Origin of the sequence: Staphylococcus sp. KUGN1, from assembly GCF_045984185.1 — a bacterium.
Lineage (GTDB): Bacteria > Bacillota > Bacilli > Staphylococcales > Staphylococcaceae > Staphylococcus > Staphylococcus warneri_A.
Genome location: NZ_JBJQIL010000001.1, coordinates 1,114,830 through 1,132,620, shown reverse-complemented (window position 1 = coordinate 1,132,620; position 17,791 = coordinate 1,114,830). Strand labels below are relative to the sequence as shown.

The window sequence follows — 17,791 nt, the reverse complement described above, 5'->3', positions numbered from 1 at the left end:
AAAATGAGAAAGACTAAAATTGTATGTACTATTGGACCAGCTTCAGAATCAGAAGAAATGCTTGAAAAATTAATGAATGCTGGTATGAACGTGGCACGTTTGAACTTTTCACACGGAAGCCATGAAGAACATAAAGGTAGAATTGATACAATTCGCAAAGTTGCTAAACGTTTAAATAAAACAGTAGCTATCCTTTTAGATACAAAAGGGCCAGAAATTCGTACACATAATATGAAAAATGGCATCATTGATTTAGAAAAAGGTAAAGAAGTTATTGTAAGCATGACAGAAGTTGAAGGTACGCCAGAGAAATTCTCTGTTACTTACGACAACTTAATCAACGATGTTCAAGTAGGTTCATATATTTTATTAGATGATGGTTTAGTTGAATTACAAGTTAAAGACATTGACCATGATAGAGGTGAAGTTAAATGTGACATCTTAAACAGTGGAGAATTAAAAAATAAAAAAGGTGTTAACTTACCAGGTGTGAAAGTAAACTTACCAGGTATCACTGACAAAGATGCAGACGACATTAGATTTGGTATCAAAGAAGATGTAGATTTCATCGCTGCAAGCTTCGTTCGTCGTCCAAGTGACGTTTTAGATATTCGTGAAATCTTAGAACAAGAAAAAGCAAATATTACTATTTTCCCTAAAATTGAAAACCAAGAAGGTATTGATAATATCGAAGAAATTCTTGAAGTATCTGATGGTTTAATGGTAGCTCGTGGTGATATGGGTGTTGAAATTCCACCTGAAAAAGTACCAATGGTTCAAAAAGACTTAATTAGAAAATGTAATAAATTAGGTAAACCAGTAATCACAGCTACACAAATGCTTGATTCTATGCAACGTAATCCACGTGCTACTCGTGCGGAAGCTAGTGACGTTGCGAATGCAATCTATGATGGTACAGATGCAGTAATGTTATCTGGTGAAACTGCTGCAGGTTTATACCCAGAAGAAGCAGTTAAAACAATGAGAAACATTGCAGTTTCAGCAGAAGCAGCACAAGACTATAAAAAATTATTATCTGACAGAACTAAATTAGTTGAAACATCATTAGTGAATGCTATTGGTATCTCAGTGGCACATACTGCATTAAACTTAAATGTTAAAGCTATTGTTGCTGCAACTGAAAGTGGTTCAACAGCTCGTACAATTTCTAAATATCGTCCACATTCAGACATTATTGCTGTAACACCGAGTGAAAAAACTGCACGCCAATGTGCTATCGTTTGGGGTGTTTACCCAGTAGTTAAAGAAGGACGTAAAAACACTGATGCATTATTAAATAATGCAGTAGCAACTGCAGTTGAAACTGAAAGAGTTCAAAATGGTGATTTAATTATTATCACTGCAGGTGTACCAACAGGTGAAAAAGGTACTACAAATATGATGAAAATTCACTTAGTTGGTGATGAAATTGCTAAAGGTCAAGGTGTAGGTCGTGGATCAGTAGTAGGTACTGCTGTTGTCGCTGATTCTGCTAGTGATTTAGAAGGTGTTGATTTAAGTGATAAAATCATCGTCACTAACTCTGTAGATGAAACATTAGTACCATACGTAGATCAAGCTATTGGTTTAATCACTGAAGAAAATGGTATTACATCACCAAGTGCTATTGTTGGTTTAGAAAAAGGTATTCCAACGGTAGTAGGTGTTGAAAATGCTACAAAAGAAATTAAAGATGATATGTTAGTTACTGTTGATGCAGCTAACGGTAAAGTATTCGAAGGTTATGCTAACGTACTTTAATTAATAGTATTTTAATTAAATAGATTGATGATGAAATCAGAAACACCACTTCCAAACTATTAAAATTGGAAGTGGTGTTTTTTGCTTTATAACTCGTTTTTAATATGATCTGATACATCATTAGTGTATGTAAAAATATATTTTATATTAGTTAAATATGTAGACCATAAGTAATATTGATATTAAATATAAAAAAGCCAGTAAATGAATTGATGATAAATCATTTACTGGCTCATTTTTATTTTGTTAAAGACTATTTAGATGCAGTACTTGCTTTTTTATATCTCCAATACATTAATCCTAATATTACAAACCATAACGGCGTTAAATAAATTGCACGTCTAGTTGTTTCATTAACAAATAATAAACCGAATACTAAGATAAAGAATAATAAGATGACGTAGCCCATATATTTACCACCAGGTAATTTATATGTAGACGCCTTGTGTAATTCTGGATTTTTACTACTGTAATTAATATAAGCAATGATAATTAAAGCCCATACGATTAGGAACAATACAGTAGATAATGTTGTTACATATGTGAACACTAATGTTGCATCTGGGAAAATGTAATTCAATAGTGCTGCAATTAATAATAATGCTGAAGATCCAATAATTGCTACATGTGGCACACCGTTCTTGTTAGTTTTGCTAAACGCAGGTGGTGCTTGTTTGTTATCAGATAATCCGAACAACATTCTACTGTTTGAGAAAATACCACTATTACATGATGATGCTGCAGCAGTTAATACAACGAAGTTAATTAAACCAGCTGCAAATGGAATTCCAATAAGTGTAAATAGTTTAACAAATGGACTATTATCTGGATCGACTTTATCCCAAGGAATGATTGACATAATCACAGCTAGGGCACCAACATAAAAGATTAATATACGAATTGGTACACTGTTGATAGCTTTTGGAATAGTTGATTCAGGATCTTTCGTTTCACCGGCAGTTACACCAATCATTTCGATACCAACGAATGAGAACACTGCCATTTGGAATGACATGAAGAATCCTGATGCTCCTTTAGGAAAAATACCATGATTGTATAGATTAGTTAAGCTTGCATGTCCAAATTGCGTTTTGTATGCAAATAAGATCATAACAGCCCCAACAACAATTAACCCTATGATTGTTACAATTTTGATAATAGAAAACCAAAACTCTAATTCACCAAATAACTTAGCGCTTAGTAAGTTAAATGACATCAAAATAAGTACACAGAATAATGCACTAATCCAGTTAGGAATATGTGGAAACCAAAAACTAACATATTTAGCTACTGCGGTAACCTCTGCCATACCAGTAATTATCCAACATAGCCAATATGTCCAACCAGTAACAAATCCTGCAAATGGACCTATATATGTATTAGTTACGTCCGCAAATGATTTGAAACTTGTGTTTTGAATAATAATTTCACCTAATCCACGCATAAACATGAATAGCATGAATCCAATAAAGATGTACGTGAGTAGTATTGAGGGACCCGTCATGGCAATCGTTTGTCCAGCACCCAGGAATAATCCTGTCCCAATAGCGCCTCCAATAGCAATTAATTGCACATGGCGATTGCTCAATTCTCTTTGTAGATTATCAGCCATAAGACCTCTCCCTTACTTTTAGATAATTATATTATGCACTTAAATAGCTTTTTATACAATTTATTTATTAAAAAAGTGTTAAAATACACTCCTAGATAATTAGTATTTTTTAATCAAGCTTGATAACCAAATAAAAACTTTGTATTAAATTTAATTTTCAAAACAATTTAAAAGGCCAAAATGTTGGTTTCATGGTACTTAGAACATTTTTAACATTTATGTTATATATGAATCAATACCAAACTTACATATATATAGTAATTTATTTTGTTTCACAAAAACTTAATAATTAGCTATAATACTAGTTGAAAGCCATTTCATAAAGAAATAGTAAAGGGGAAATTTATCATGGCAGAATTACAAAGAGGTTTGGAAGGGGTAATTGCAGCTGAAACTAAAATCAGCTCAATCATCGATAGTCAATTAACATACGCAGGATATGATATTGACGATCTTGCAGAAAATGCCCAGTTTGAAGAAATCATCTTTTTATTATGGAACTATAGATTGCCAAATAAAGAAGAATTACAAGAACTTAAATCAAAATTATATGAGTATATGACACTTAATCCTAGAGTGTATAAACATTTTGAAGAGTACGTAACTGATAAAGTACATCCAATGGCTGCATTACGTACTTCAGTATCATACATTGCTCATTTCGATCCAGATGCTGAAGACGAATCAGATGAAAAGAAATATGAAAGAGCAATTCGTATTCAAGCTAAAATTGCATCATTAGTTACAGCTTTCGCACGTGTACGTGAAGGTAAAGAACCATTAAAACCAAATTCAGATTTAAGCTACGCTGGAAACTTCTTATACATGTTAAAAGGTGAATTACCAACTGATATTGAGGAAGAAGCTTTCAACAAAGCTTTAATTTTACATGCTGATCACGAATTAAATGCATCTGCATTCACTGCTCGTTGTGCAGTATCTTCTTTATCTGATATGTATTCAGGTATTGTTGCTGCTGTTGGTTCATTAAAAGGACCTTTACATGGTGGTGCTAATGAACGCGTGATGGCTATGTTATCTGAAGTAGGCTCATTAGACAATGTAGATAACTATTTAGACAAAAAAATAGCTAATAAAGAAAAAATTATGGGCTTCGGTCACCGTGTGTATAAAGAAGGTGACCCACGTGCTAAGTATTTACGAGAAATGAGTAGAAAAATCACTGAAGAAACTGGACAAAGCGAATTATATGAAATGTCATTAGCTATTGAAAAACGCATGAAGGAAGAAAAAGGATTAATTCCTAACGTCGATTTCTTTAGTGCGTCAGTTTATCACAGTATGGACATTACACATGATTTATTTACACCAATCTTTGCAGTAAGTCGTACATCAGGTTGGATTGCACATATTCTTGAGCAATATAGAGATAATAGAATCATGCGTCCAAGAGCGAATTACATTGGTGAAACAAATCGTAAATACGTTCCTATTGAAGAAAGATAATCAAATCATCTATAGTATTAGGTGAATTCAAACAAATTACTTGGAGGTCAAATTTTATGACAGCAGAAAAAATTACTCAAACTAAAGATGGATTAAATGTACCAAACGAACCAATTATTCCTTTCATTATCGGTGACGGAATCGGACCAGATATTTGGAAAGCAGCTAGTCGTGTTATCGATGCTGCAGTTGAAAAAGCATATAATGGCGAAAAACGCATCGAATGGAAAGAAGTTTTAGCTGGACAAAAAGCATATGACAATACTGGTGAATGGTTACCACAAGAAACTTTAGACACTATTAAAGAATATTTAATTGCTGTAAAAGGTCCTTTAACTACTCCAATCGGTGGCGGTATCCGATCATTAAACGTAGCATTAAGACAAGAACTAGACTTGTTTACTTGCTTACGCCCTGTACGTTGGTTCCAAGGTGTACCATCACCAGTTAAACGCCCTCAAGACGTAGATATGGTTATTTTCCGTGAAAACACTGAAGATATCTATGCAGGTATTGAATTCAAAGAAGGTACGCCAGAAGTTAAAAAAGTAATTGACTTCTTACAAGATGAAATGGGCGCAACAAATATTCGTTTCCCAGAAACTTCAGGTATTGGTATTAAACCAGTATCTAAAGAAGGTACTGAAAGATTAGTTAGAGCTGCTATCCAATATGCAATTGATAATAACCGTAAAGCTGTAACTTTAGTTCACAAAGGTAACATTATGAAATTTACTGAAGGTTCATTTAAACAATGGGGTTACGATTTAGCTCATAATGAATTTGCTGATCAAGTATTCACTTGGCAACAATATGATGAAATTGTAGAAAAAGAAGGTAAAGAAGCTGCGAATGAAGCACAATCAAAAGCTGAACAAGAAGGTAAAATTATCGTTAAAGACTCAATCGCTGATATCTTCTTACAACAAATTTTAACTCGTCCATCTGAACATGAAGTTGTTGCTACAATGAACTTAAATGGTGACTACATTTCAGATGCATTAGCTGCTCAAGTAGGTGGTATTGGTATTGCACCTGGTGCAAATATCAACTATGAAACTGGTCATGCTATCTTTGAAGCTACTCATGGTACAGCACCTAAATATGCTGGGTTAAACAAAGTAAACCCATCTTCTGAACTATTAAGTTCAGTATTAATGTTAGAACACTTAGGATGGCAAGAAGCTGCTGATAAAATTACAGACTCTATAGAAGCAACAATCGCTTCTAAAATAGTTACTTATGACTTTGCTCGTCTAATGGATGGTGCGACAGAAGTATCAACTTCAGAGTTTGCTGACGAATTAATCAAAAACTTAAAATAATAGATGATATTGAACTAAACGGATTGGGAAACCAATCCGTTTTTTTATTAAGATTTTGTAAATTACTAGTGTTTCAATATCATTTATTATAAAAAAATGATAGTTTAATTAATGAAATGACAATATTAATCCAATGTTAGCTTAATATAAGTATCATTATAATTGGATTGTTAAGTTTATGTAAATTTGATGTGTAGGTATGTTATTTGTATTTAAACATCAGTTATAATAAACATGTAATTTAAATGGGGGAGGCACATCATGTCACAAAAAGTATTAGTCGTTGACGATGAACAATCGATCGTTACGTTACTTAAATATAATTTAGAAACAGCTGGATACATAGTAGAAGTAGCCTATGACGGTGAAGAAGCACTACAAAAGGTTGAATTGTCTCAACCAGATTTAATTGTTTTAGACGTTATGTTACCTAAAAAAGATGGTATTGAAGTTTGTAAAACAATTAGATCTGATAAAAATTTAGTACCTATTCTTATGCTTACGGCAAAGGATGATGAATTTGATAGGGTATTAGGTTTGGAACTAGGTGCTGATGACTATATGACTAAACCTTTCTCACCAAGAGAAGTCGTGGCAAGAGTAAAAGCAATTTTAAGACGTTCACAATTCGTCAATGAAGTTGAACAAAGTGAAACAGATGATGAGGATATTATTATTGATTCAATCCGTATTCGTCCTGAATTTTTTGAAGTATATAAAGATGATGAGTTATTAGAACTTACGCCAAAAGAATTTGAATTATTACTTTATCTTATTGAACGACAAGGTCGTGTGATTACTAGAGAACATATGTTGAATTCTGTATGGAATTACGAGTTCGCAGGTGATTCTCGTATCGTTGATGTCCATATTAGTCATTTGAGAGACAAATTAGAAGAGAACCCTAAACAACCTAAATTAATTAAAACTGTTAGAGGATTAGGCTATAAATTGGAGCGTCCTAAAAGTTAATGTTGAAATTCCACCATCGTCTTTTAATATTAATTAGTACTATTACGATTATTAGTTTTATAGGTTTAGGTGCAATTGTCCACAACATGATTTATCAAACATTAACACAAAATCAGACAAAAGAACTTGAAAAAGAATCGCGTAACTATGTCAGCTTATATAACGATAATAAAAAAAGTGAGATTAAAAATATTGCTAATAATCAAGAGAATATAATCGTAATCAAGAAAAACGATAAAGTGATATTCACGACTGATGAAAAAGAAAAGATAGATAAACGTATAGATAACGAGGCAAACCCCTCACAATTGATTCATAAAAATACGAAACTTGGTTTGAAGTATACGTTTAAAAGTCAAATTGATGATAAAACTGTTTACATAAGTGGAATTAATGATGAAATATTAGACCTGCAAAAAGAAATGTGGAAGTACCTATCAATTGTAGGTGTGATTGTATTAATTACAGTTTATCTAGCTAGTAGAAGTATCAATCGTACATATATTAGACCCATAAATGAAGTAACATATGCTACTTCATTATTGGCGGATGGTTATTATCATGTTCGTGTACCCGAAAGCAACGTCAAAGAAACTAAAGCATTGTTTGTAACGACAAATGAGCTTGCAAGACGGTTACAGAAATTAAATAATAGACAAAAAATCCAATCTAATAGATTAAAAACGACATTAGAAAATATACCAAGTTCAGTATTAATGATTGATAAACATGGTGAAATTGTCGTAGCGAACTCGGCATATTATGAAGTATTTAGTCCTGAACAAAGTGTGGAAAATAAAAGTTATATTGGTTTTATCAATGATAAAATTGAAAAGTTAATCATGGAAAGTTTTAGAACTGAGAAAGTGATTTATGATCAGATTGAAGTAGATATCAATAATGTTCACACAAAATATTTTGATGTATCATGTGTACCAATACTTTCTAAATCGAAGAAAAAGCTACAAGGTATGGTGGTCGTATTGCATGATATTACTAATTTGCAAAAGTTAGAAAACCTACGTCGAGAATTTGTAGCTAACGTCTCACACGAACTTAAAACACCGATTACTTCAATTAAAGGATTCGCTGAAACATTGATTGAAGGTGCTAAAAACGATGAAGAATCGCTTAATATGTTCTTAAATATCATCCTGAAAGAATCGAATAGAATCGAATCACTTGTGATGGATTTACTAGATTTATCGCATATTGAGCAACAAAATGAAATAACAACGAGTTATATGAATTTATCTGAATTAGCTTATACAACGATAGATAATTTACAAAATCAAGCTCAGAATAAAAATATAACAATTGAATCTAAAATTGAACGTGATGTTATTTTCAAAGCAAATGAAAATAAAATTGCTCAAGTTATTACCAATTTATTATCTAATGCCATCAATTATTCAACCAATGATAATAAAGTTATTGTAAGTGTGTATCGTGAAGGTAAGAGGGTTAACCTAGAAATTCAAGACTTTGGTATAGGTATTAGTGCTGAGGAACAAAAACATATTTTTGAAAGATTTTATCGAGTTGATAAAGCACGAAGTAGGGATTCCGGCGGTACTGGGTTAGGATTATCGATTACTAAGCATATTGTTGAATCGCATAATGGAAGAATTAGTGTAATTAGTCGTTTAAATGAGGGTTCGACCTTTAAAGTGACGTTTTTCGATGAAGATTAAATATTAAGAACCACACCCTAAAATGATTGAATTCATAAAGGCGTGTGGTTCTTATTTTAGTTCAATGAATTATGAGACAATGGTACTTAATGTTTAATGACGATACACTGTTTATGCTAAAATATATTTAAATATGTGCTGGAGGTTTATAACGTGAATAAATTAGTATTAATTGATGGTAATAGTTTAAGCTTTAGAGCTTTCTATGCTTTGCCATTACTTTCAAATAAGGCAGGCATACATACTAATGCAGTATATGGCTTTGCGATGTTACTAGAGAAAATTCTTAAAGAAGAACAACCTAATCACTTTTTAGTGGCGTTTGATGCAGGTAAAACAACTTTCAGACATTCTAAATATAGTGAATATAAAGGTGGTAGACAAAAAACTCCACCTGAGTTAAGTGAACAATTCCCATATATTCGTCAATTATTAGATGCATATCACATAAAAAGATATGAATTAGAGAATTATGAAGCAGATGATATTATTGGTACTTTGAGTAATGAAGCGGACAAAGCTGGGTTTGAAACTATCATAATTACTGGCGATAGAGATTTAACGCAGCTTGCTACTGATCATGTCACAATTTACTATACTAAAAAAGGTGTAACAGAAGTCGATCATTATACACCAGACTTTATCGCTGAAAAATATAACGGATTAACACCAAATCAAATTATTGATATGAAAGGGTTAATGGGCGATACTTCAGATAATATACCGGGCGTAGCTGGCGTAGGCGAAAAAACTGCAATTAAATTACTAAATCAATTCAATACTGTAGAAGGCGTTTATGACAATATAAATAGTGTTTCAGGTAAAAAACTTAAAGAAAAACTTGAAAATAGTAAAGATGATGCTTTAATGAGTAAAGATTTAGCTACCATTAATGTTGAAAGCCCAATCGAAGTTAATTTAGAAGATACTAAAATGGAAGCAGACATTGATGAAACTGAAAAAATTGAGCTCTTTAAAAAATTAGAATTTAACCAACTTTTAGCAGAAATAGATTCATTTGAAGCAACTCAAGAACAAAAAGATAAAGTCTTTGAGATTGAGTCAGATTTTGACCATATTAATTTTAATGATTTAGATGAGGCGACCATTCATTTTGAGCTAGAAGATAGTAATTATTTAAAAGATAATATATTAAAATTTGGACTTTATACTGGAGAACATCATGTTGTTATCAATGCAGATGAAATTAAACAATTTTCAGATTTAGTCAATTGGTTAGAAAATCCAAATACAGCAAAAACTGTTTATGATGCTAAGAAAACTTATGTTGTTGCTCATAGACTAGATATCGATATTCAAAACATTCAGTTTGATGTCATGTTGTCTAGTTACATTATCGATCCATCAAGAACCATTGACGATGTGAATTCAGTTGTTTCTTTATATGGACAACATTATGTTCAGGATAACGTGGCTATTTATGGTAAGGGCAAAAAGCATCATATTCCAGAAGACGAGATTTTAAATAAACATGTAGCCTCAATCATTGAAGCGGTAAGTGCATCGAAATCAGAAATGCAAAATCAACTAAAAGAATATAATCAAGAATCTCTATTAGCAGATTTAGAACTACCATTAGCCGAAATATTAAGCGAGATGGAAGAAATTGGAATCTATACAGATGTAAATGATTTACAACATATGGAGAAAGAGATTCAAGAAAAGCTAGATGTTTTAATTAAAAATATTCATGAAGCTGCGGGTGAAGAATTTAACATTAATTCTCCTAAACAACTTGGCGTGGTATTATTTGAAACACTAGAATTACCAGTGATTAAAAAAACTAAAACAGGCTACTCTACTGCTGTTGATGTATTGGAACAATTACAAGGTCAACACCCAATTATTGATTATATTTTAGAATATCGCCAATTATCAAAATTACAATCTACGTATGTAGAAGGATTACAAAAAGTGATTAGTGAAGATAATCGCATTCATACACGTTTTAATCAAACATTAGCTCAAACTGGGCGATTATCAAGTGTGGATCCAAATTTACAAAATATACCTATTCGTTTAGAAGAAGGTAGGAAAATTAGAAAAGCATTTAAACCGACATCTACAGATAGTGTTATTTTAAGTGCCGATTATTCTCAAATTGAATTAAGAGTTTTAGCACATATTACGCAAGATGAAAGTATGAAAGAAGCATTCATAAATGGTCATGATATTCATACAGCGACTGCAATGAAGGTTTTCGATGTGGAAGCGGATGAAGTTGATAGTTTAATGCGTAGACAAGCGAAAGCCGTTAACTTTGGAATTGTGTATGGCATAAGTGATTATGGATTAAGCCAAAGTTTAGGAATTACACGTAAAAAGGCGATAGCATTTATTGATGATTATTTAGATAGTTTTCCAGGAGTCAAACAATATATGTCAGATATTGTGAAAGATGCTAAAGCTCAAGGTTTTGTAGAAACATTATTACATCGTCGTAGATATATTCCAGATATTACAAGTCGTAATTTTAATTTAAGAAGTTTTGCAGAAAGAACAGCAATGAATACGCCAATTCAAGGTAGTGCGGCAGATATTATCAAATTGGCTATGGTGCAATTCAATAAAGAAGTACAACATACTAAATATCACGCGAAACTATTATTGCAAGTTCATGACGAATTAATCTTTGAAGTACCAAAAGATGAAGTAGAATCATTCAGCCAGTTTGTAGAAGACATTATGGAGTCTGCACTAGAATTAGATGTGCCACTAAAAGTTGACTCAAGTTACGGTGCGACATGGTATGATGCAAAATAAAGGAAGGTTTGAATATGCCAGAACTACCAGAAGTAGAACATGTTAAACGTGGGATTGAACCGTATGCCATAAATACTACGATAAATAAAATTACTTTTTCAGAAAATGTAAAAAAGGGTAAAGAAGATAATAGAGAGACGATTATCAAAGGAATGACGCTTGATAGTTTTCAACGTTTAACAGAAGGTTATACAATTACCAAAATTGAGCGTAGAAGTAAATATATTGTATTTTATATTAATCGTGATTCAGAACAACGTATTTTGATTAGTCATTTAGGTATGGCTGGTGGATTTTTCGTTGTTGATCATTTAGAACAAATTGCTGTACCTAATTATCGTAAACATTGGCAAGTTATTTTTGAATTAGACAATGGTAAAAAATTAATCTATTCAGATATTCGTCGCTTTGGAGAAATTAGAAATGTGAGTAGCTTCGATGCATATCCTTCATTTTTAAGTATAGCTCCTGAACCATTTGACGAAGATGCAATGCAACATTTTTTAGATATTACCAATAAAAAGAATTATGCTAAAAAACCGATTAAACAAGTGATTTTAGATCATAAAGTTATATCTGGTTGCGGAAATATTTATGCGTGTGAAGCTCTATTTAGAGCGGGCATTTTACCCAGTCGACTAACGCAAGATTTAACGCAACAAGAAAAAGAAATGGTATTTTATCATGTTCGATCTGTATTAAATGAGGGTATAAAATATGGAGGAACAAGCATTTCCGATTATCGTCATGCCGATGGTAAAACAGGGGAAATGCAGTTACATCTGAATGTTTATAAACAAAAATATTGCAAGGTATGTGGGCACTCAATTGAAACGAAAGTCATCGCATCTAGAAATAGTCACTATTGCCCGACTTGTCAGAAATAAAGGAAGCGTGAAAATATGTCAAAAGTAATAGGACTTACTGGTGGTATCGCATCAGGTAAATCAACTGTATCTGAATTGTTAACAGCGTTTGGATTTAAAGTAGTAGATGCGGACACAGCTGCAAGAGAAGCAGTTGCTAAAGGAACACCAGGTATAGCGAAGGTAAAAGAAGTTTTTGGCGAAGAAGTTATTGATGAAAATGGCGAGATGGACAGAAAATATATGGGTGAATTAGTATTTAATAATCCAGGCGAACGTATTAAGTTAAATGAAATTGTTCATCCTAAAGTTAGAGAAATAATGGAAGAAAAGAAGCAACAATTTTTAAATAAAGGCCATAACGTAATTATGGATATACCACTTTTATTTGAAAATGAATTGCAAGATACCGTAGATGAAGTATGGCTTGTTTACACATCTGAAAGTATTCAAATTGATCGTTTAATGGAAAGAAATGATTTAACTCAAGAAGAAGCAAAAGCAAGAGTATATAGCCAAATATCTATTGATAAGAAAAGTAGAATGGCTGACCACGTGATTGATAATCTTGGGGATAAACTGGAACTAAAGCAAAATTTAGAAAAGTTACTTAGTGAAAAAGGTTATATTGAGAAATAATTCAAATAGTAACTATTTATTAAGCCTGAGACATTTAAAAATGACTCAGGTTTTTTTATATGATTACTGAGTAACTATAGAATCTTTTATATTTATAGCGTTATTAGATGATATTGAATTCGATATCATTTAATAACTAAATCTTATTATGATTGATTATAATTTGCGTTTGTAAAGTTTTGGTAAACGCTTACAAAAATAATTTATTATGTTATACTAATGCCATAAAGTATAACATATAAATAAATGGTCAAGGGGTGCTTTAAATGACAACGAATATAGCAATTAACGGTATGGGTAGAATAGGTAGAATGGTATTAAGAATTGCTTTAAAAAATGAAAACTTAAGCGTAAAAGCAATTAATGCAAGTTACCCTCCAGAAACAATTGCACATCTTATCAATTATGATACAACTCATGGTAAGTTCGACGAAAAAGTAGAAGCTACTGAAAATGGCATTCGTTATAAAAATCAAGATATCAAATTAGTTTCAGATAGAAATCCAGAAAACTTACCTTGGAAAGAACTTGATATAGATGTTGTCATCGAAGCAACTGGTAAATTCAATCATGGTGATAAAGCTATTGCACATATTAATGCTGGTGCAAAAAAAGTATTATTAACAGGCCCATCTAAAGGTGGTCATGTTCAAATGATTGTGAAAGGTGTCAATGATGAAAAGCTAGATGTTAATGAATACGATATTTTCAGTAATGCATCATGCACAACTAACTGTATTGGGCCGGTTGCTAAAGTATTAAATGATGAATTTGGTATTGTGAATGGTCTTATGACTACAGTACACGCAATTACTAATGACCAAAAGAATATTGATAACCCACATAAAGATTTACGTAGAGCACGTTCATGTAATGAAAGTATAATTCCGACATCTACAGGCGCTGCGAAAGCATTAAAAGAGGTACTACCTGAAGTAGAAGGTAAATTACATGGAATGGCACTAAGAGTACCAACTAAGAATGTTTCACTTGTAGATTTAGTTGTAGATTTAGAACAAAATGTAACAGTAGAACAAATTAATGATGCATTCAAAAATGCAAATTTAGATGGTGTATTGGATGTAGAAAGCGAACCACTTGTTTCAGTAGATTTTAATACAAATCCAAATTCTGCAGTAATTGATGCACAATCTACAATGGTTATGGGTGATAAAAAAGTTAAAGTTATCGCTTGGTATGATAATGAATGGGGATATTCAAACAGAGTTGTTGAAGTAGCAGAACAAATTGGTAAATTGATAGAATCTCATAAAGCAGTAGAAGCTGTATAAAAATCATTTTTAAGCGACTGCCAATGTAACCTTTAATGCTAAAGGTTACATTGGCAGTTTTTTTGTTCTTATAAAGTGGGGGTATCAAATTTATCATAAATTAAATAGAGAAAAATTTAAATTTAACATCATTTTTGAAAATGTCACATTTTTTATTTAGGTTGTTATATTTAATGATATAAAATAGTTTACACTTTTAGTCATATAATTTAAAAGGTGCTTTCTTTTGTAACGTGCGAATTTATAGTATAATTAAGCATAATCTAAATAGAAAAGGGTGACAATCATGAAATGCCCAAAATGTAATTCAACGCATTCGAGAGTAGTAGATTCACGTCATGCAGAAGATGCAAACGCGATTCGTCGAAGAAGAGAATGTGAAAATTGTGGTACAAGATTTACAACATTTGAACATATTGAAGTGAGTCCATTAATAGTAGTGAAGAAAGATGGAACGAGAGAACAATTTTTAAGAGAAAAAATCTTGAATGGATTAGTTAGGTCATGTGAAAAACGTCCAGTGAGATACCAACAACTAGAAGATATAACAAATAAAGTGGAGTGGCAATTAAGAGATGAAGGTCATACTGAGATTTCATCTAGAGAAATTGGAGAACATGTAATGAACTTATTAATGCATGTTGATCAAGTTTCTTATGTTCGCTTTGCTTCTGTGTATAAAGAGTTTAAAGATATTGATCAACTGTTGGCCTCAATGCAAGGTATTCTTAATGATAATAAACGGAGTGATTTATAAATGGGGTTAAATTCCTTTGAATTAGGGTTAAGACCACAAGATAGTTTTGAAGTGATACAAGATTTTTATTTAAACTCACAACATCTTGAAATATTAAACCGTCTGTTTACACCTTTAATTGGGCCTCAAGCAATTGGTTTATATCATTTTATGCATCAATTTTCCAATGATATTGAACAACCATTAACCCATTATGTCATTATGAATGAACTTAAAGAAAATTTAATCGACTTTAGAAATCAAATGGATTTGTTAGAAGCAATTGGTTTAATGAAATCATTTGTTAAACATGATGAGCAACAAACACATTTTATATATCAATTGATTCAGCCGCCGTCAGCATCCCAATTTTTCAATGACCCTATGTTATCTGTATTTTTATATAGTGAAGTTGATAAAAAAAGATACCAAGTACTAAAGAAACATTTTGAACAAACTTTTAGAGATTTAACGCAGTATCAACAAACAACGAGAAAGTTTACAGATGTCTTTAAAGTACCCAATAGAATATTAGATATCGACACACAAGATATACCTAAAGCGAGTGAGTATCAAGGACTTGATTTGTCTAATGAATCTTTTGATTTTGATATGTTGAAACAGATGTTACATAACCACTTCATTTCAAATGAAATCGTGACAAAAGACGCTAAAAGTCTTATTATTCAACTTGCAACTTTATATGGTTTAACGGCTGACGCGATGAAACATATTATATTGAATTCAATTACTAGTGCTCAACAATTATCTTTTGAAGAGATGCGTAAACAAGCGCGTTCATATTATTTAATAGAACATGAAAACCAATTACCTAAATTAGAATTGAATAAAAGCATTAAACAAAGTGAAAATTCGAACCAATCTAATGAAATCCCTAATCCTGAAAATGATACGGAACAATGGCTTCAATTGTTAGAACAGACGAGTCCAATTGATATGTTAGCCTCATGGTCTGAATCAGAACCAACATTGTCTCAAAAGAATATGATTGAAGAATTAATTCATAGAGAAAAAATGAACTTTGGAGTTATTAACATCTTATTACAATTTGTTATGCTCAAAGAAGATATGAAATTACCAAAATCATATATTTTTGAAATTGCTTCGAATTGGAAGAAGAAAGGGATTACTACGGCTAAACAAGCTTATGAATATGCCTTGAAAGTTAATCAACCTAAACCATCTTATGAGAATAAATCGCAACCTTATCAAGGTTATAATCGTAAAAGTAAATTGGTTTCTAGAGAGAAAACACCTAAATGGTTAGAAGAAAGAGATAATCCGAATGCTACAGAACTTTCAAAAGATGAAAAGGATGAACAATTTGAAAAGGATAGACAAGCATTCTTAGAACAATTAAATAAAGATTGGGAGGAGGATTAGATGGAAAGCTTTAAGAATATTGTAGGTTCAAATAAAGATTTCGAAAAGAGAATTGCTAAAATACGTCAGCAAGTTGTTAATGATCCTGATGTTAAGCAATTTTTAAATGAACATCAATCAGAATTAACTAATGCCATGATTGATGAAGATTTAAACGTTCTACAAGAATATAAAGATCAACAAAAGCACTATGATGGGCATCATTATAATGAATGTCCTAATTTTGTTAAAGGCCATATACCAGAATTATATATCGAAAATGAACGTATTAAAATCCGCTATTTGCCATGCCCATGTAAAGTGAAATATGATGAAGAAAGACTTAATTCTCAATTGATTACATCACATCATATGCAGAGAGATACTTTAAATGCAAAGATTAAAGATATTTATACAACTGGACGTAATCGATTGGATATTGCAATGCAAGTTAATGATATATGCAAAAAGTTAATAAATGGTGAGAATGTCAAAGGGCTATATCTGTATGGACCTTTTGGCACTGGAAAGTCATTTATTTTAGGTGCCATAGCAAATCAACTCAAAGCTAAAAAAGTGCCATCTACTATAGTTTATCTTCCCGAATACATTCGCACATTAAAAGGTGGTTTTAAGGACGGGAGTTACGAAAGAAAATTACAAAGAATTCGAGAAGCTAACATTTTAATGCTAGATGATATTGGTGCAGAAGAAGTAACGCCATGGGTTAGAGATGAAGTTATTGGCCCATTATTGCATTATAGAATGGTTCATGAATTACCCACTTTCTTTACTTCTAATTTAAGTTATGATGAATTAGAACACCATTTATCAATGACACGTGAGGGTTCAGAAAAAACGAAAGCAGCTCGAATTATTGAACGTATTAAGACGTTATCCACACCTTATTTCTTAAAAGGTGAAAACTTTAGAAACAATTGATATTTTCATAAAATGTTGTATAATAGAATCAAATCTAAATCGTTGAAACTGTTGAAGACATGATAATTTAATCACTGTTACACAGAAAGCCGTTGTTTGATGAGAATATGGCTAATAAATTAAATTATTACTACTTTAATGCATGGTATTTGTAATGAATACTCGGCTCAAGACCGTTATCTTATGTAGAGAAGACGTTAAAATTGCTCGATTTTTAATCGAGTATTGTTTTAACGCTTAACTAGGGTGGTACCACGACAATCTCGTCCCTGATTTAGGGATGGGATTTTTTTATTTTCTCTATAGTTTTACATTGAT

General features: G+C 31.8%; 13 protein-coding genes and 1 pseudogene. 13 read left to right on the top strand and 1 reads right to left on the bottom strand.

Features of this window, described 5'->3' with window-relative positions; translation table 11 throughout:
* Positions 1-3: 3 nt before the first annotated feature.
* Positions 4-1,761, top strand: a complete 1,758-nt coding sequence (gene pyk / locus ACJQQZ_RS05545) for a pyruvate kinase (protein WP_124227831.1) — start codon at positions 4-6, stop codon at positions 1,759-1,761.
* 253 nt (positions 1,762-2,014) lie between these two features.
* On the opposite strand, the gene ACJQQZ_RS05540 is transcribed toward pyk, so the two are convergent.
* Positions 2,015-3,373, bottom strand: a complete 1,359-nt coding sequence (locus ACJQQZ_RS05540) for an amino acid permease (RefSeq protein ID WP_049425475.1) — start codon at positions 3,371-3,373, stop codon at positions 2,015-2,017.
* A gap of 348 nt (positions 3,374-3,721) precedes the next feature.
* Here ACJQQZ_RS05540 and ACJQQZ_RS05535 point away from each other — a divergent pair, with 348 nt between their 5' ends.
* The 12 genes and pseudogenes from ACJQQZ_RS05535 (at position 3,722) to ACJQQZ_RS05480 (ending at position 17,662) form a co-directional block, all read left to right on the top strand.
* On the top strand, positions 3,722-4,840 hold the full coding sequence (locus tag ACJQQZ_RS05535; RefSeq protein WP_124227830.1) for a citrate synthase: 1,119 nt from the start codon (positions 3,722-3,724) through the stop codon (positions 4,838-4,840).
* Positions 4,841-4,896: 56 nt separating this feature from the next.
* Positions 4,897-6,165, top strand: a complete 1,269-nt coding sequence (gene icd, locus ACJQQZ_RS05530) for an NADP-dependent isocitrate dehydrogenase (protein ID WP_124227829.1) — start codon at positions 4,897-4,899, stop codon at positions 6,163-6,165.
* A 261-nt stretch (positions 6,166-6,426) separates the two neighbouring features.
* Positions 6,427-7,137, top strand: coding sequence for a response regulator transcription factor (locus ACJQQZ_RS05525; RefSeq protein WP_002452220.1), 711 nt, complete (start codon positions 6,427-6,429; stop codon positions 7,135-7,137).
* On the top strand, positions 7,137-8,831 hold the full coding sequence (gene pnpS, locus ACJQQZ_RS05520) for a two-component system histidine kinase PnpS (protein WP_002452221.1): 1,695 nt from the start codon (positions 7,137-7,139) through the stop codon (positions 8,829-8,831). Before ACJQQZ_RS05525 ends, pnpS begins: the two co-directional genes overlap by 1 nt.
* 153 nt (positions 8,832-8,984) lie before the next feature.
* Positions 8,985-11,615, top strand: a complete 2,631-nt coding sequence (gene polA / locus ACJQQZ_RS05515) for a DNA polymerase I (protein WP_145506599.1) — start codon at positions 8,985-8,987, stop codon at positions 11,613-11,615.
* Positions 11,616-11,629: 14 nt separating this feature from the next.
* Positions 11,630-12,502, top strand: coding sequence for a bifunctional DNA-formamidopyrimidine glycosylase/DNA-(apurinic or apyrimidinic site) lyase (mutM, locus tag ACJQQZ_RS05510; protein WP_049425094.1), 873 nt, complete (start codon positions 11,630-11,632; stop codon positions 12,500-12,502).
* A 15-nt stretch (positions 12,503-12,517) separates the two neighbouring features.
* Positions 12,518-13,120, top strand: a complete 603-nt coding sequence (gene coaE, locus ACJQQZ_RS05505) for a dephospho-CoA kinase (protein WP_145506597.1) — start codon at positions 12,518-12,520, stop codon at positions 13,118-13,120.
* 266 nt (positions 13,121-13,386) lie between these two features.
* Complete coding sequence (gene gap, locus ACJQQZ_RS05500; RefSeq protein WP_002451762.1) at positions 13,387-14,412, top strand: type I glyceraldehyde-3-phosphate dehydrogenase; 1,026 nt, start codon at positions 13,387-13,389, stop codon at positions 14,410-14,412.
* Between the two features lie 286 nt (positions 14,413-14,698).
* Positions 14,699-15,169: a transcriptional regulator NrdR gene (nrdR, locus tag ACJQQZ_RS05495; protein ID WP_002451763.1), complete on the top strand. Its 471-nt coding sequence runs from the start codon at positions 14,699-14,701 to the stop codon at positions 15,167-15,169.
* The gene (dnaB, locus tag ACJQQZ_RS05490; RefSeq protein ID WP_075778012.1) at positions 15,170-16,552 is read left to right on the top strand and encodes a replicative helicase loading/DNA remodeling protein DnaB; all 1,383 of its coding nucleotides are present in this window, start codon (positions 15,170-15,172) and stop codon (positions 16,550-16,552) included.
* The gene (gene dnaI / locus ACJQQZ_RS05485; protein ID WP_002451765.1) at positions 16,553-17,473 is read left to right on the top strand and encodes a primosomal protein DnaI; all 921 of its coding nucleotides are present in this window, start codon (positions 16,553-16,555) and stop codon (positions 17,471-17,473) included.
* A 92-nt stretch (positions 17,474-17,565) separates the two neighbouring features.
* A pseudogene (locus tag ACJQQZ_RS05480) lies at positions 17,566-17,662 on the top strand (hypothetical protein).
* Positions 17,663-17,791 lie beyond the last annotated feature (129 nt).

Coding starts and splice junctions, on each gene's coding strand:
- icd (WP_124227829.1), top strand. CDS start 4,897: ATGACAGCAGAAAAAATTACTCAAACTAAAGATGGATTAAATGTACCA.
- ACJQQZ_RS05540 (WP_049425475.1), bottom strand. CDS start 3,373: ATGGCTGATAATCTACAAAGAGAATTGAGCAATCGCCATGTGCAATTA.
- ACJQQZ_RS05535 (WP_124227830.1), top strand. CDS start 3,722: ATGGCAGAATTACAAAGAGGTTTGGAAGGGGTAATTGCAGCTGAAACT.
- gap (WP_002451762.1), top strand. CDS start 13,387: ATGACAACGAATATAGCAATTAACGGTATGGGTAGAATAGGTAGAATG.
- coaE (WP_145506597.1), top strand. CDS start 12,518: ATGTCAAAAGTAATAGGACTTACTGGTGGTATCGCATCAGGTAAATCA.
- mutM (WP_049425094.1), top strand. CDS start 11,630: ATGCCAGAACTACCAGAAGTAGAACATGTTAAACGTGGGATTGAACCG.
- pyk (WP_124227831.1), top strand. CDS start 4: ATGAGAAAGACTAAAATTGTATGTACTATTGGACCAGCTTCAGAATCA.
- ACJQQZ_RS05525 (WP_002452220.1), top strand. CDS start 6,427: ATGTCACAAAAAGTATTAGTCGTTGACGATGAACAATCGATCGTTACG.
- dnaB (WP_075778012.1), top strand. CDS start 15,170: ATGGGGTTAAATTCCTTTGAATTAGGGTTAAGACCACAAGATAGTTTT.
- pnpS (WP_002452221.1), top strand. CDS start 7,137: ATGTTGAAATTCCACCATCGTCTTTTAATATTAATTAGTACTATTACG.
- dnaI (WP_002451765.1), top strand. CDS start 16,553: ATGGAAAGCTTTAAGAATATTGTAGGTTCAAATAAAGATTTCGAAAAG.
- nrdR (WP_002451763.1), top strand. CDS start 14,699: ATGAAATGCCCAAAATGTAATTCAACGCATTCGAGAGTAGTAGATTCA.